The following is a 15,545-nucleotide window of genomic DNA, read 5'->3' as shown; positions in this document are numbered from 1 at the left end:
CCGCCATCACCTTCAAGCCATTGACCTTGGCCTTGGCCACGATGGCCGGGCCCAGGGACACGTCCGGCGGGCAGATCACAAAGCCCTTGGCGCCGTTGGCCGCCAGGCTGTCGATGGCCGAGAGGGTCTTCTCGCCGTCGGGCACGGCGATCTTGATCACGGTGAACCCGTGCTCCTTGCCGGCTTTTTCGGCAAAGGCCCATTCGGTCTGGAACCAGGGTTCTTCGGCCTGTTTGACCAGGAAGCCGATTTTGACTTCTTCAGCAGAGACCAAGCCGCTGAGGCTGCTTAACGCAACGGCGGCAGCGAGGACGCGGAGAGTCTTTTTCATGAACGACACCTCTTGTTGTTGTTTTTAAGTTTTGGGGTTTTAACCGGCAAAGCGATGGCAGGGTCTGCCAGGTACATCGACTTCGATAGCCAGCACGGCGCCGTCCAAGGGATGATCCAAGGGGCTGGCCGCGCTGGTGATAAACAGGGTGGTGAGGTCGGGTCCACCGAATACGCAGCTGGTGGGGCGACTGATCGGCAGCTCAATGATGCGATCCACCTGACCATCGGGCGTCAGGCGCAGCAGGCAACTGCCGTCCCAGCGGGCGTTCCAGAGATAGCCGTCAACGTCCATCGCCGACCCGTCCGGCCCGCCGCGCGCGTGCGGGCCAAACCACACGTGCGGCGGCGCGAGCCGGCCATCGGCGTGAATCGCATACTGATAGAGCGTGCCGTCCAGGCTGTCGCCAAAGTGCACCTGGCTGCCCTCCTCGTTCCAGAGCAACGTGTTGGGAATGCCCAGGCCGTCCAGCAATGGCGTGACCTGCCCGTCGGCATCGATGCGAAACAGGCCACCGGAGCGCCGCGTGATCGGCAGGTCTTCGCCCTGTTCACCGATGTTGTTCTGCATGGTGCCCAGCCACAGGCGCCCCTGAGCATCGCAGCGTGCTTCATTGCCACGGTTGCCCGGTTGCGGGTCGGCCACGCACAGCAGGGTCAGGGCTTCGGTGGCCAGGTCGAGGCGGTAGACGCCGCTGCTCAGGGTCACCAGCGCATCGCCGCTTTCACACGGGATAAACGCCGAGACATGCTCGGGCAACTGCCAGATCTGCAGGTGCCCGTCCATCAGGCGCAAGGCCTGTTTGCCGGCGATATTGACCCAATACAACGCCTGGGTCGGCACGTCCCAGAACGGTCCTTCGCCCAATTGTGCACGGTGTGCAGTGACCGCATTCCACAACATGAAACCTCCGGGTTCCTTAGAGCGACTCGCGCGATGGCGTGCCATCCACCAGGCGCTGGATCCGCAACGGGTTGGCGTTTTTCAACGCGTCGGGCAGCAGGCTATCAGGGTAGTTCTGGAAGCACACCGGGCGCAGGAAACGGTCAATGGCCAAGGTGCCGACCGAGGTGCCACGGGCGTCGGACGTGGCCGGGTACGGGCCGCCGTGCACCATCGAATCGCAGACTTCGACGCCGGTCGGGTAACCGTTGAGCAGGATGCGCCCGACTTTCTGTTCCAGCAGCGGCGTGAGCTCAGGGAACTGTTGAAAGTCCGCCGGCTCGCCAATGATCGTCGCGGTCAACTGGCCGTGCAGGCCCTGCAAGGCGGCGCTGAGCTGGGCCTGGTCGGCGACTTCGACAAACACCGTGGTGGGGCCGAAGACTTCTTCCTGCAACGCTTCGTCGCCATTGATCAGCAAGCTGGCATCGGCCTTGAACAGCTGTGGCTGCGCCTGATTGCCGGACTGGGCATTGCCCGCCAGGTGCTGGATGCCAGGGTGCGCCAGCAGTTTTTCCAGGCCCTTGCCGTAGCTGCTCAGGGTCCCGGCATTGAGCATGGTTTGCGCGGGCTGCTCGCCGATCAGTTGCGCGACTTGCTGGGTGAATGCGGTGAATGCCGGCGAGGCAATGCCGATCACCAGGCCGGGGTTGGTGCAGAACTGGCCGCAGCCTTGCACGACCGAGGCGGTAAGGTCGCGGGCAACGGTTTCGGAGCGGGCTTGCAGGGCCTGGGGCAACACGATCACCGGGTTGATGCTCGACATCTCGGCAAACACCGGGATCGGCTGCGGGCGTGCCGCGGCCATATCGCACAGCGCACGGCCGCCTTTGAGCGAACCGGTAAAGCCCACCGCCTGGATCGCCGGGTGCTTGACCAGCGCCTCACCGACACCGCCGCCGAAGATCATATTGAACACGCCCGCGGGCATTTCGGTGGCTTCGGCCGCACGGATGATCGCATTGGCCACCTGCTCAGCCGTGGCCATATGCCCGCTGTGGGCCTTGAACACCACCGGGCAGCCGGCCGCCAGCGCGGCGGCGGTGTCGCCGCCAGCGGTGGAAAACGCCAGGGGGAAGTTACTCGCGCCGAACACTGCCACCGGGCCCAGGCCGATGCGGTATTGGCGCAAGTCGGGGCGTGGCAGTGGCTGGCGATCCGGCAGGGCTTTGTCGATACGCGCACCGTAGAAATCGCCGCGACGCAGCACCGTGGCGAACAGGCGCATCTGGCCGCTGGTGCGCCCGCGCTCGCCTTTGATGCGCGCGGCGGGCAATGCGGTTTCGCGGCACACCAACTCGACGAAGTTGTCGCTCAGCGCATCCAGCTCATCGGCGATCGCATCCAAAAACTGCGCGCGGCGCGCGGCACTCAAGGCGCGGTACGCGGGGTATGCCTGCGCGGCGGCGTTGGCGGCGGCGTCGACTTCCTGCGGGGTGGCCTGGTAGAAATCCTGGGGCAAGGCTTCGCCGGTGCTGGCGTCCACGCTGTGCAGTTTGACGCTGCCGTTGGCGCTGCGCTGACCGCCGATGTAGTTGTGGCCGAGGTACTGGGTCATGGGGAACTCCTTAAAGAGGGGTGACTTGGCCGGGTTCAAATACCGCGTCGACCTTGCCGACGGTGTTGATCAGCGGCGCGCCGAATTCGGCCTGGCTGATCTCGAACACATCGCCCGGTTGGGTACGTATACCGTCGGCGAATGACAACGTGGCGGTGCCGAAGAAGTGAATATGCACGTCGCCTGGCTTGAGGAACTGGCTGTATTTGAAGTGGTGGTATTCGAGGTTTTCCAGGCTGTGGCACATATTGGCCTCGCCGCTGAGGAATTCGTTCCGCCAGATTTCCTCGCCGTTACGCAGGATGCGGCTGGTGCCGGCCAGGTGCTGGGGCAACTCGCCCACGCGCAGTTCCGGACCGTAGCTGCAACTGCGCAGTTTGGAATGGGCCAGGTACAGGTAGTTCTTGCGCTCCATGATGTGGTCGGAGAATTCATTGCCCACCGCGAAGCCCAGGCGATAAGGCTTGCCGTCATGACCGATCACGTAGAGGCCGCCGATTTCCGGCTCTTCGCCGGCGTCTTCGGCAAACGGCGGCACCGGGAAGGCCTGGCCGGGGCGTACCACGATGCTGCCGTCGCCTTTATAAAACCACTCCGGTTGCACACCGGCCTGGCCAGCGGCGGGCTTGCCGCCCTCCACGCCCCATTTGAAGATGCGCATGGTGTCGGTCATGGCGCTGTCGTCGCCAGCCTGCTGGTGCATTTTGTCCCGCGCCGAGGCGCTGCCCAGGTGGGTCAGCCCGGTGCCGCTGATGAGCATATGGGCCGGGTCCGGGTGGTCCAGCGGCGGCAGGACTTTGTGTTCGGCCAGCAACGCCGAGTAATCATGGCTGTCGCCCAGGCCGAGGCTTTCGACCTGCTGTTGCAGCTTGATGCCCGCCTCGATGGCGGCCAGCGCCAGTTCGCGCACGCTGCGTGCGCTGCGCACTTCGCGCAGTTGATCGCCGTCTACGATACCCACGCGACGCTCGCCATTATTGAGTTCGAACTGCACTAAACGCATAACGCTTCTCCAGGATTTAAGTACGTGTGGCGCCACGGGCGCTGGCGGCAAACTGATCGGCCGGCAGCACGTGCCTGCGCTCCAGCACGCGATACACCACACCGGTCAGCACCAGGCCGAACACCATCACTGCGGACAAGAAGTACAAGCCCGACGCCAGGTTGCCGGTGTATTCCTTGAGCGCACCAATCACGAACGGGCCGATATAGCCGCCGAGGTTGCCCACCGAATTGATCAACGCAATGCCCGCCGCCGCACTGGCGCCGGCGAAGAAGCGCCCCGGCAAGGTCCAGAACACGGCGGTGCAGGAAAACAGCGCGAACGCCGCCAGGCACAACGCGGCCATCTGCAGCACCGGCGCGCTCAGCCAGGCACTGCTGAACAGACCGATGGCGCCCAGCACATAAAGCACGGCGAGGTGGCCGTAACGGTCATTCGAACGGTCGGAACTGCGCGGGATGATCAGCAGCCCGATGATGCCGAAGATATACGGCACGGCAGAGATGAAACCGGTGGTGAGGTCGCTGCCGCCGAACTGTTTGATCAGGGTCGGCAGCCACAGGCCCAGGCCGTAGATGCTCAGGGTCACCGGCAGGTAGAACAGCGCCAGCAGCAACACGCGCGTGTCTTTGAGCGCATGCAGCGGGTTGCCGTGGCGGGTCTGGCCGTAGGCTTGCAGGTCTTTGTTCAGCTCACCGGTCAACCAGGTCTTTTCGGCGTCGGTCATCCACGTGACCTGTTTCGGGCCATCCGGCAGGTACCGCAGCACCGGCCAGGTAAGCAGGATCGCCGGGGTGCCGATCACGATGAACAGCCATTGCCAGCCATGCAGGCCGAGGATGCCATCCATGCCCAGCAGGCCACCGGACACGGGGCCAGTGATCATCATGGCGATGGGTTGAGAGAGGATAAACAGCCCGAGGATCTTGCCGCGGTGGCGCACCGGGAACCATTGGGTGATGTAGTACAGCACGCCGGGGAAAAAGCCGGCTTCGGCCGCACCGAGCAGAAAGCGCATCACGTAGAAACTGTGCGGGCCCTGCACGAACGCCATGCCGATGGTGATGGCGCCCCAGGTGATCATGATGCGCGCGAACCAGCGCCGCGCGCCGAAGCGGTCGAGCATCAGGTTGCTGGGGATCTCGAACAGGAAGTAGCCAATGAAGAACAACCCCGCGCCCAGGCCATAGGCCGCATCACCAATGCCGACATCCGCGCCCATGTGCAACTTGGCAAAGCCCACGGCGGAGCGGTCCACGTAGGCGATCAGGTACAGCAGGATCAGGAAGGGAATCAGTTTCAGCGTGATGCGCCGGATAAGCCGCAATTCCTCGCTCATGGGGTCGATCTCCGATTGTTGTTCTTATAGGTATCGGGGATGCCTCTCGCGGAAAAATCCGCCAGGGTCATACCTCAGTTGAGACTGACTATATAGTAGGACTATTTGCAAAACAACACTTCCAAATGGAAGATTTTGCGCTTATGTTTAGCTGTAGAGAGAACATATAGTCATACAATAAGAGAATCGATCATGTCTGATAAAAAGCCCGGCCTACGCTCTGCCCAGTGGTTTGGTACCGCCGACAAGAACGGCTTCATGTACCGCAGCTGGATGAAGAACCAGGGCATCGCCGACCACCAGTTCCACGGCAAGCCGATCATCGGTATCTGCAACACTTGGTCGGAGCTGACCCCGTGCAACGCGCATTTCCGCCAGATCGCCGAGCACGTCAAACGCGGCGTGATCGAAGCCGGGGGCTTCCCGGTGGAATTCCCGGTGTTCTCCAACGGCGAATCGAACCTGCGCCCCACGGCCATGCTGACGCGCAACCTGGCGAGCATGGACGTGGAGGAAGCCATTCGCGGCAACCCCATTGATGGTGTGGTGTTGCTCACCGGGTGCGACAAGACCACCCCTGCCCTGCTGATGGGCGCCGCCAGTTGCGACGTGCCGGCGATCGTGGTCACCGGCGGCCCGATGCTCAACGGTAAGCACAAAGGCCAGGACATCGGCTCGGGCACGGTGGTGTGGCAGCTGAGCGAGCAGGTCAAGGCCGGCACCATTACCCTGGATGATTTCCTCGCGGCCGAAGGCGGCATGTCGCGCTCGGCGGGCACCTGCAACACCATGGGCACCGCGTCGACCATGGCCTGCATGGCTGAAGCGCTCGGCACCTCGCTGCCGCACAACGCGGCGATCCCGGCAGTGGATGCGCGGCGCTATGTGCTGGCGCATATGTCCGGCATGCGCGCGGTGGAGATGGTGCGCGAAGACTTGAAGCTGTCGAAGATCCTCACCAAGGAGGCATTTGAAAACGCCATTCGCGTGAACGCCGCCATCGGTGGCTCGACCAACGCGGTGATCCACCTCAAGGCCATCGCCGGCCGCATCGGCGTGGAGTTGGACCTGGACGACTGGACCCGCATCGGCCGGGGCATGCCGACCATCGTCGACTTGCAACCGTCGGGCCGCTTCCTGATGGAAGAGTTCTACTACGCCGGCGGCCTGCCGGCCGTGCTGCGTCGCCTGGGCGAAGCCAACCTGATCCCGCACCCCAACGCCTTGACCGTCAACGGTAAGACTCTGGGCGAAAATACCAAGGACTCGCCGATCTATGGCCAGGACGAAGTGATCCGCACCCTCGACAACCCGATCCGCGCCGACGGCGGCATTTGTGTGCTGCGTGGCAACCTGGCGCCATTGGGTGCGGTGCTCAAGCCTTCGGCGGCCAGCCCCGAGCTGATGCAGCATCGCGGCCGCGCGGTGGTGTTCGAGAACTTCGACATGTACAAGGCACGCATCAACGACCCGGAGCTGGACGTGGACGCCAACTCGATTCTGGTCATGAAGAACTGCGGGCCCAAGGGTTACCCAGGCATGGCCGAAGTCGGCAACATGGGCCTGCCGGCCAAGCTGCTGGCCCAGGGCGTGACTGATATGGTGCGGATTTCCGATGCGCGCATGAGCGGCACGGCATACGGCACGGTGGTGCTGCACGTGGCACCGGAAGCCGCGGCGGGCGGGCCGTTGGCCACGGTGAAGGAAGGTGACTGGATCGAACTGGACTGCGCCAACGGCCGTTTGCACCTGGACATCCCCGACGCAGAACTGGCGGCGCGCATGGCTGACCTGGCGCCACCGCAGAACCTGATCGTCGGCGGCTACCGCCAGCTGTACATCGACCATGTGTTGCAGGCTGACCAGGGTTGCGACTTTGACTTCCTTGTCGGGTGCCGTGGCGCGGAAGTCCCCCGTCATTCCCACTAATTGGGATGCTATGATGCCGCGAATTTAAGCCAGAGCATCCCGCACGTTATGGATCACCAGCCGCCCAAGCCGCGCAAGAGCATGCATGCCCAGATCGTTCAGGACTTGGGCATGCACATCGTTTCCGGTCGCTTCAAGCCCGAAGAACGGCTGCCCATGGAGGCCACGCTCTGCGAGGAGTACAAGGTCAGCCGCTCGGTGCTGCGCGAGGCCACACGGGTGCTCAGCGCCAAGGGCCTGGTGTATTCCAAGCCACGGGTGGGTGCGGTGGTGCGGCCGCGCTTGAAGTGGCACCTGCTCGACCCGGACGTACTGTCCTGGTTGATGCAGTCCACGCCCCACAGCGAGTTCTTCAATACCCTGGCCGGCGTGCGGCGCATTCTGGAACCGGAGATCGCCGCCATGGCCGCGACCACCGCCACCGATGAAGACATCGCGATCATCGAAAAAGCCTACCAAGGCATGGAAACCGCCAAGACCCACGAGGACTTGCTGCAGGCCGACCTGGACTTCCACCGCGCCATCGCCGACGCCACGCGCAACGATCTGCTCGCCTATATGTGCAACATGCTGTCGTTGCCATTGCGCGAATCGATCAACATCACCAACCGCCGCCCGGATATCCAGGGCCTGAGCCTGCCCCGGCACAAGGCGATCCTCACCGCGATCCAGAACCGCGATGCCCTGGGCGCGCGGCATGCCTCGCTGGTGCAGTTGGATGACACGCGCGTGGCACTGGATACGGTGATGAATGTGTTGACGCCGCTTTAAGCGGTGTCGGCGCTCAGCCCGGCCATCGCGCCTTCAACGCGTCGACATGACGGCCGACTTGACCGGAAGTTTGGAAAATTGCGGGTGCTGCTTGACGAAGGTGCGCACTGACTGTTCCTGACGGTCCACCACGCAGATGCCAATGCTGGGGTAATCCACCGTGCAGGTCGCGAGCGCCAGGATCCCGCAGTTTTTCACGCCATAAATCGCGGCCGGGCGTGCCACGAGCGGGCAACCGTAGGTCATTTCGCCCAGGTAGTTGAGTTGACCGTTAGTCACAGTAAAGCGCAGGGGTTTTGAATAAGGCCCCATCACACCGCGGCGCGAGCCCAGGTCACTGACTTCATAGGTGCCCGCCGGCAGCCAGGCCGAGTAATAATCCTTGGGTCCCCAGCCGTAGTCTTTGCCGGTGTCCACGTTGCGAAAATTCATCCAGGTGCCGTAGGGGCCGCCCTCGATCAGCGCGCCGAGGACAAGCCCCGCGTTTTCCGCGGAATAGACTTTTGAGTCCAATGCCATGTCAGGCGGCAACGTCGAGCAGGCGCTTGTCAATGCCGCGACCCCAATCACAAACCACTGATTTATTTTGTGCATTCAATCCTCGGTCCATCGAAAAAAAATCGATATTGCCCGTATGATGCGCAATTTCCCACCTTTGGCGTTAAGGATGACCCCTTTCCATGAGTAATTTTTTTGCCGGCCGTACGCTCGGCGCGACGTGCCTGGCGGTGATGTTGAGCGGTTGCAGTGTGACGGGCACGTACCCGGATGCCACCGAACCGGATGCCGCCAAGCTGCGGTTTATCAGCGACATGAGCAGTTCCACGCTGAGCGTGATGGATGCGCAGCATTGTGACGGGCAAACCACCGGCATTCTCAACAACCTGTTTCTGGCCAACACCCGCAGGCGGGCGGGCATGTCGATGCCGCCGGTCTCCGAAAAAACGCCGTATCTGGAGATCCGGCTGGCCCCGGATAAACAGGTACTCCTGCACTTGAACACCCAGGGCACCGGCTCGGTGTGTGGCATGGCGTTCACCCTCACCCCGCAACCTGGCGCGGAATACGAAGTGACGTTCGATCGCGCCGGCAGCCAGTGCGTGACCATGCTTAAACGCCTGCACACGGTACAGGGCCAAGTGGTGCGGTCACCGGTCCCGCTGATCCACAAAGGCCTGCCCAGTTGCGCGGGTGCCAACGCGCTGTTTCCCGTAGCGCCCAAAGGTCTCCCGGCCACCCCGGAGCGTGATGCGTTGGCCGAGCAGATTATCGCGCCGAGCATCATCGCGGAAATGAAACCCCAAACCTCCCCGTTCAACGACAGCGCGCGGGCCCAGGCCGTTGAGCTGGTGGTCAACAAGCGCAAGGGCGAGATGAATCTTGACTTGCCGGATGCCTATTGGACTCAGTATCGCCAGAACGTCACCAATTATCTGGTTCAAGCGTATGGCGTAAAGGCCACGGCGCTCGAACGGTACAAAGCTGAGTACCGCGCGCGGCTCTCGCGGCTGGACACGCCAACGTTGAAAACGCTGGTGCCCGATACCCCAGCCACCGACGTGACCCAGGCATTGGCCGTCAACGGCGCGATGCTGCAGTACTACCGGCAGCTGAATGGGTTGCTGGAGAAAGAAGTCATGGCCGACAACTGGGTGAAGATGGCCGAACTGGATAAGCAGTTTGGCGTGTGCGAACGCTACGCCAAATGCTGGCAGAACTGATAACCGCCAGCGGAAGGCGCATCGCGGCGCGCGCGGGTTCGCCCGCACACGCCGCCCATCGCCAGGTCAGAGGGTGTAGGAAATGCCCACCTGCACCGTGCGCGGCGCACCCGGATAGGCGTAGATATTGCCGAAGGCGCCCTCTTCGTACTCGCGATTGAACAGGTTCTTCACATCCAGATTCACGCGCACCTGTTCGTTGACCTTGTAGTAGCCGAGCAGGTCGACGACGGTGTAGGCGTCCATTGAGAACGCGGCATTGGCGGTCTGGCCGGCGCGCTGGTCAACGTATTTGCCGCCGGCACCAAGGCCCAGGCCCTTGAGGGCTCCGTCCTGAAACTCATACACGTTGAGCAGGCTGAAGCTGTTGCGCGGTATGTTCAGCAGACGAGTACCGGCACTGATCGTGTTGTCCTTGGTGACCTGCGCATCCACGTAGGCATAGCCGCCAATCACGCGCCACTGCGGCGTAAGGTTGCCCGCCACGTTCAGGTCAAACCCACGGCTGCGCACTTGGCCGGCAGCGACACTGAAGGTGTTGACCACCGGATCGGTGGTCAGGACGTTCTTCTTCTCGATCTGATAGATCGCCGCGTCGACGCTCAGTTGGCGATCCAGGGCCTCCCACTTGATACCCATTTCGTACGACTTGCCCTTTTCCGGCTCAAAGGCACCGCCTTCGCGCGCGGCGCCGGGGTTCGGCTTGAACGAGCGCGCGGCGTCGGCATAGACCGCGACCGTATCGGTAAGGTCGTAGATCACACCCACGCGTGGGGTGACCGCGTTGTCGGCGGCCTGAAACGGGCTGACGCCGGGCACATAGCTTTCGTACTCATGTTCAAAACGCTCGAAACGCGCACCGGCCAGCACTTTCAGGCGCTCTGTCAGGGCCACCTGGTCCTGCACGAAGGCGGCGTAGGTTTTGAGATTTTCCTTGTCGTGGGTGGGCGTACGGGTCAGCGGCGGACGCGTCTGGCCGTAGACCGGGTTGAAGATATCGATTGGGTAAGTGCCCGCAGCAGCGCTGGAGCGCTGGATGATCGACTTGTAGTCGTAGTCTTCGTACTCAATGCCGGTCAGCAACGTGTGTTCGAAGCTGCCAGTGGAAAAATGCCCGGTCAGGTTGAGTTGGTAGTCCTTGTCGGTCCACTCCAGCTTGCGGTAGTTGAAGTTGCGTTGCAGCGTACGCCCATCGGCGCCCAGGCTTCCCGGACCGTTAGCCTCGATGGCATTGCCCGCCAACGTCCCATCCAACCACTGAAACCCACCGCCCAGTGTCCAACTGTCGTTGAGCATATGCTCGAAACGCAGCTGTGCCATGTTGTTGTCGTTGTGCAGCTTGCCCGCATCCTTGTCACCCCAGAACGTATCGCGCGAAGGCGTGCCGCTCTGGTTGGGAAAGCGCGTCAGGCCGCGGTCCAGCGGGTGATTGTTGCGCATGAAATCGCCTTCGAAGATCACCTTGGTCTCGTCGGTGGCTTGCCAGGTGAGCACCGGTGTCACGCCGTAGCGTTCGGTCTCGACATGGTCGCGGAAGGTATCGCCGCCCTCGCCCACCACATTGAGGCGATAGGCCAGACGGCCCTCCTCGTCCAACGGGCCGGAGGCATCCAGCGTGCCGCGCTTCATGCCCTGGTCATTCAACTGGCTGCCCAGGGTCACGGTACGTTCAGCCAGCGGCTGCTTGGACACCACGTTGAAGGTGCCGCCTGGATCGCCACGGCCATAGAGCATGGTGGCCGGGCCGCGCAGCACTTCGAGGCGTTCGATGGTGTTGGCGTCCGGCATGTTCGGGTAGCCACGGTTGATCGGGAAACCGTTGCGGTAGAACTCGCCGGTGGTAAAGCCGCGCACAGTGAACGTGGTCAGGCCCTGGCCACCGAAGTTGTTCGCCCGGCCCACGCCGCCGGCGTAGTCGAGCGCATCTTGCAGACGGGTTGCGCCGATGTCCTCGACCACATCTTTGGACACCACGCTGATGGACTGCGGGGTTTCATGGATCGAGGTGTCGGTACGCGTCGCACTCGCTGAACGTGTGGCGTGGTATCCCTTGACCGGCCCCTGAGCCGTCTCGTATTCAGCCGTGCCGGTGACGTTGGTTGCCTGCAACTCAATCGCGTTTTTTTCAACCGGTTCGACTTCGGCCCAAGTGAAAGGGGAAAACGCCTGAAGCACGCAGATGGAAATCAGGGTACGACGCATGGATGATGGACCTAGTGAATGAGCCAGATGGGACGGCAAACCTGCCAAGAATTCGCGGCGAATGGTATACCAACGCATTCTTGTTTGATATCTGTTCTCATTCGTTATTTTTTATGTATCCAGCTGGTATTAGATTCGGTACTTAAAAATCGTCAAAAAAAAGCCACTCGATCGAGTGGCTCATGGTTCGGCATTCGCCTCAGCGATAGCGTTCCAACCAATGCGCATACGGTGCGGGCAAGGTCCAGGAGGACTTCTCCACGCCCAGTTCCTTGGCGGCAAAGTAGGCCCAATGCGGGTCGGCCAGATGCGCACGCCCCACCGAGACCAAGTCCAGATGGCCAGCTTGCAACGCACCTTCGGCCAATTGCGGCGTACCAAACCCCCACGCCGAGGTCACCGGGATACCGGCTTCACGGCGAACACGTTCGGCGATAGGCCCCATGAAGGCAGGAGCCCATGGGATGTTGGTGTCGGGAATAGTGAAACCGACGCTGACGCTTAACAGGTCGAGGCCACCGGCCTTGAAGTTACGCGCCAGCTCGATGGATTCGGTGAGGGTCTGCTCGTCGCGGCCGTCGTACTCGATCACACCGAAACGCGCCGTCAGCGGCAGGTTTTCCGGCCAGACTTCACGCACGGCGGCCAGGGTTTCCAGGAGGAAACGGCTGCGGTTGTCGAAGCTGCCGCCGTAGGCGTCGGTGCGCTGGTTGGAATGCTCGGAGAAGAACGTCTGCGCCAGGTAGCCGTGGGCGAAGTGCAGTTCGATCCACTCAAAGCCGGCCTCACGGGCGCGACGGGCGGCATCGACAAAGTCTTGTTTGACCCGCGCGATGTCGTCCAGGGTCATGGCGCGCGGCACATTGGGCAGGTTCGCACCGAAGGCGATGGCCGAGGGCGCGATGGTTTCCCAGTGGCGCGCATCGGAGGCCGGGATGTGGTCGTCGCCTTCCCACGGACGGTTGGCACTGGCTTTACGCCCGGCGTGGGCGATCTGGATGCCGGGGACCGAGCCTGCGGCCTTGATGGCCTGAACCATCGGCACGAAGGCCTGGGCGTGGGCATCGCTCCAGATCCCGGCGCAGCCAGGCGTGATACGGCCTTCAGGCGCGACGGCGGTGGCCTCGACCACCAGCAAACCGGCGCCGCCACGGGCCATGCTCGCCAGGTGCACGTGGTGCCAGTCGTTGACGATGCCGTCGTCGGCCAGGTACTGGCACATCGGCGGAATGGCGATGCGATTGCGCAAGGTGACATCTTTGAGTTTGAACGGTTCGAACAAGGCGGCCATGGAAGACTCCGGGGGCGAGTGGTTGATTCGATAGTTCGATGGTAATCGAACAATGGTATTCAGCGATACCCCCCTGTTATGATCCGCCTCCATGCGAGCCTTCAAACACCCAGCCCTTCAAGACCTGACCCTCGAGCGTGTGCTTTACGCCCTGAGCGATCCGGTGCGCCTGGACATCGTCCGCTGCCTGGCCGGCGTGCCAGAAGCCAGCTGCGGCGAACTGGACGGCGGCCGGCCCAAGTCGAGCATGTCCCACCACTTCCGGGTATTGCGCGACGCCGGGCTGGTTCACACCCGCAGCGTGGGCACCACCCATATGAACTCACTGCGCAGCGAAGAGCTGGAGCGCCGATTTCCGGGTCTGCTGGCCAGCGTTCTCAGCCAACACTGACGCCCACTGAGTCACCGTCCAGGTACACACAATCCTTGCCATTGTGCTTGGCCCGATACAAATTGCTGTCGGCGCACTTGAGTACTGTCGACATGTCCGCCTGCGCCCCAAAACGCGCCATGCCTGCACTGCAGGTGTAGTGGTGCGGCGGCGCGACACTTTCACGAATCGCCTGCAACAGGCCCATCGCGTAGTCCGCCGCGACCGCGGGATCATCGCCCAACAGCAATACGCCGAACTCTTCACCGCCGATGCGGCCGACACTGTGGCTGCCGTGGGTGTTTTTCAGGCACATCGCCATTGCACACAAGATCTTGTCGCCCACGTCATGGCCGAACTGATCGTTCTTGAGCTTGAAACTGTCGATATCCAACATGATGAAGTAGCCGCTCTCGCCCGCCGCAATCAACTTGGCAAAGCTTTCCATAAAGGCGCGCCGGTTGAGGATAGAGGTCAGGTAATCGGTCTGGGCCAACTCGCGAAACTCGCTTTCCACCAACAGCACGGAGCGCAGGTTTTTCAAACAGGAAAAATTCAGTACAAAACCGATCGCCACTGACGAGGCACAAAAGATGAACAGGTAGATATCGACCCCCATGTAAAGGTCTGCCTGAATCGTTGGCCACGTCACTAACCACACCAATACCGCGGACACCAAAAAGTCCTGGGCCACGATGAACAGCAGTGCACTGCTGAGCACTAACGTTACCGCCAACGGCAAGGCAAACACCTGCAAATGCGGGTTGGCCTGAATGATGTAGGCGAAGCCCGCGGACAGCAGCAGCATGTAGACGATACCCAGCGCGCGCCACACGAAATAATCGGGCACCCGGCGGTGAATTCGGTACGTGGCGAACAAGCCGAGGGTGAACAACACCCTCGGCAGATCAAATATCATCGCGCAATCGGTGAGCAACACCGCAAGCCAAGCACCAATCCCGATCAGTTCGGCCTGGGCGACCGCAGGCGACAACAGTCTTTGCATCCGTGGCCTGAGTTTCAAATTAGCCGGCATCCCTTCGCTCCTTGATCGTGAGTCGCCTACTCCCTGCCGGCATGGCCCAGTTGGAGACAGTGCAGGCCCGTGGCAAAAGAGTAAGCCATGAATCGTCTGACCAGCAGCACAAACGGCGGTAGCACTTCGAGCAGTGTTTTGGAGTGAATCTTGAAATACCCCCTGTTCGCACCTTCCTGGGCCAGCCGAATCACATGGGTCTTGGACACGGCTAATTGCGCGGCCAACGCAACATAAGAAGATGACCTGAAACTTGCGCCCTCTTTACCCGGCGAACACGCATCGTTATAAATCGCCAACATCAACATATGACCGGCATCGCGTTTTACCAGCCAATAACACTCAGGTAACAATAGATCAATGGTCAGGTTATGCGTCAGCAGTGTGGAAAAACCTTTGAAATAAACGGCCAGGAACGCTCGATCATCCAACTGGTTCAGTTGTTCAACAACGACCGTCTCGGGGCACATCACGCCCAGCGGCTCCACGATTGAAGCGAGCATCGACCTGACTTCCCGGCACGCCTGGGACGAGGGGCCGAACACCCGGAACCGACTGTCCTCCGTGTACCCGGCCACTTTCATGAACCCCAGCGCCCTGAACAACAGGAAGATCGATTCAAGGCTGTTCTTGGAACAATACCGCCGCCCGACGCAAAAGGTTTTTACGTCGGACAGCAAGGGCACCGGCCGTGAAAAGTAGTGGCTTAACAACGTAAAAGACACCATCAAGCGACTGAACTTCAGCGTCGTCTTATAGAAAAAAGGCCTCTTCGAATAGGGTTCCAGTAAAAGGGTGTAATGGGTGCGCATACAGGTCTCAAAATCCACATGCCGTTCAAACACCCGTGCCGACTGATCCAACCTTAACTTCAACGAACTGCCGTACATGAGAAAGAGCCCTGATCAAACAACTAAAATCCACTGATCTCGATTGCAGTGCTTCTGCAACCTGCTCTCACAACCACTCACGTCACTGTCAGTACCACTAATGGCGTTTTGCCTTGGGCGCAATCTATCGCGATTAGGCAAGAGGACATCGTCGTTACCAAA

14 protein-coding genes are annotated in these 15,545 nt (G+C 61.5%); 4 read left to right on the top strand and 10 right to left on the bottom strand.

Annotation, left to right across the window (positions count from 1 at the left end; genetic code table 11):
* The 5 genes from KZX66_RS17175 to KZX66_RS17155 all read right to left on the bottom strand — a co-directional run.
* Window positions 1-331, bottom strand: a 331-nt coding sequence (locus KZX66_RS17175; RefSeq protein WP_248081556.1) for a substrate-binding domain-containing protein, incomplete at its 3' end; no start/stop codon positions are given.
* A gap of 39 nt (window positions 332-370) precedes the next feature.
* Entirely contained in the window at window positions 371-1,234 is an 864-nt protein-coding gene (locus tag KZX66_RS17170) for an SMP-30/gluconolactonase/LRE family protein (RefSeq protein ID WP_248081554.1), read from the bottom strand.
* A 16-nt stretch (window positions 1,235-1,250) separates the two neighbouring features.
* Window positions 1,251-2,831 carry an aldehyde dehydrogenase (NADP(+)) gene (locus KZX66_RS17165; RefSeq protein ID WP_248081552.1) on the bottom strand — a complete coding sequence of 527 codons (1,581 nt, stop codon included), beginning with the start codon at window positions 2,829-2,831 and terminating at the stop codon, window positions 1,251-1,253.
* Window positions 2,832-2,841: 10 nt separating this feature from the next.
* The gene (araD1, locus tag KZX66_RS17160; RefSeq protein ID WP_248081550.1) at window positions 2,842-3,834 is read right to left on the bottom strand and encodes an AraD1 family protein; all 993 of its coding nucleotides are present in this window, start codon (window positions 3,832-3,834) and stop codon (window positions 2,842-2,844) included.
* Between the two features lie 16 nt (window positions 3,835-3,850).
* A complete protein-coding gene (locus KZX66_RS17155; protein ID WP_248081548.1) occupies window positions 3,851-5,173 on the bottom strand; it encodes an MFS transporter in 1,323 nt (440 codons plus the stop codon).
* A 192-nt stretch (window positions 5,174-5,365) separates the two neighbouring features.
* On the opposite strand from KZX66_RS17155, the gene KZX66_RS17150 reads away from it, so the two are divergent.
* The gene (locus KZX66_RS17150; protein WP_065877889.1) at window positions 5,366-7,102 is read left to right on the top strand and encodes an IlvD/Edd family dehydratase; all 1,737 of its coding nucleotides are present in this window, start codon (window positions 5,366-5,368) and stop codon (window positions 7,100-7,102) included.
* A 48-nt stretch (window positions 7,103-7,150) separates the two neighbouring features.
* The gene (locus KZX66_RS17145; protein WP_248081546.1) at window positions 7,151-7,873 is read left to right on the top strand and encodes a FadR/GntR family transcriptional regulator; all 723 of its coding nucleotides are present in this window, start codon (window positions 7,151-7,153) and stop codon (window positions 7,871-7,873) included.
* 33 nt (window positions 7,874-7,906) lie between these two features.
* Here KZX66_RS17145 and KZX66_RS17140 read toward each other — a convergent pair whose 3' ends face one another.
* Window positions 7,907-8,392 carry a hypothetical protein gene (locus tag KZX66_RS17140; RefSeq protein WP_248081544.1) on the bottom strand — a complete coding sequence of 162 codons (486 nt, stop codon included), beginning with the start codon at window positions 8,390-8,392 and terminating at the stop codon, window positions 7,907-7,909.
* Window positions 8,393-8,553: 161 nt separating this feature from the next.
* On the opposite strand from KZX66_RS17140, the gene KZX66_RS17135 reads away from it, so the two are divergent.
* On the top strand, window positions 8,554-9,594 hold the full coding sequence (locus KZX66_RS17135; protein WP_248081543.1) for a hypothetical protein: 1,041 nt from the start codon (window positions 8,554-8,556) through the stop codon (window positions 9,592-9,594).
* Window positions 9,595-9,660: 66 nt separating this feature from the next.
* Here the strand turns inward: KZX66_RS17135 and KZX66_RS17130 are convergent, their stop codons facing one another.
* Together KZX66_RS17130 and KZX66_RS17125 are read right to left on the bottom strand one after the other, a co-directional pair.
* Entirely contained in the window at window positions 9,661-11,796 is a 2,136-nt protein-coding gene (locus KZX66_RS17130) for a TonB-dependent receptor (protein WP_248081541.1), read from the bottom strand.
* 199 nt (window positions 11,797-11,995) lie between these two features.
* Window positions 11,996-13,087: an NADH:flavin oxidoreductase/NADH oxidase gene (locus tag KZX66_RS17125; RefSeq protein ID WP_248081539.1), complete on the bottom strand. Its 1,092-nt coding sequence runs from the start codon at window positions 13,085-13,087 to the stop codon at window positions 11,996-11,998.
* A gap of 91 nt (window positions 13,088-13,178) precedes the next feature.
* Here KZX66_RS17125 and KZX66_RS17120 point away from each other — a divergent pair, with 91 nt between their 5' ends.
* Window positions 13,179-13,478 (top strand): helix-turn-helix domain-containing protein, encoded by a 300-nt coding sequence (locus KZX66_RS17120; RefSeq protein WP_248081537.1) that lies wholly within the window; start codon window positions 13,179-13,181, stop codon window positions 13,476-13,478.
* Here KZX66_RS17120 and KZX66_RS17115 read toward each other — a convergent pair.
* Entirely contained in the window at window positions 13,465-14,493 is a 1,029-nt protein-coding gene (locus KZX66_RS17115; RefSeq protein ID WP_248081535.1) for a GGDEF domain-containing protein, read from the bottom strand. The two genes, KZX66_RS17120 and KZX66_RS17115, sit on opposite strands and share 14 nt — an antisense overlap.
* A 26-nt stretch (window positions 14,494-14,519) precedes the next feature.
* The gene (locus tag KZX66_RS17110; protein WP_348983820.1) at window positions 14,520-15,305 is read right to left on the bottom strand and encodes a hypothetical protein; all 786 of its coding nucleotides are present in this window, start codon (window positions 15,303-15,305) and stop codon (window positions 14,520-14,522) included.
* Window positions 15,306-15,545 lie beyond the last annotated feature (240 nt).

Origin of the sequence: Pseudomonas sp. EYE_354 (assembly GCF_023148575.1) — a bacterium.
Lineage (GTDB): Bacteria > Pseudomonadota > Gammaproteobacteria > Pseudomonadales > Pseudomonadaceae > Aquipseudomonas.
This window is presented reverse-complemented; position numbering and strand designations above follow the sequence as displayed.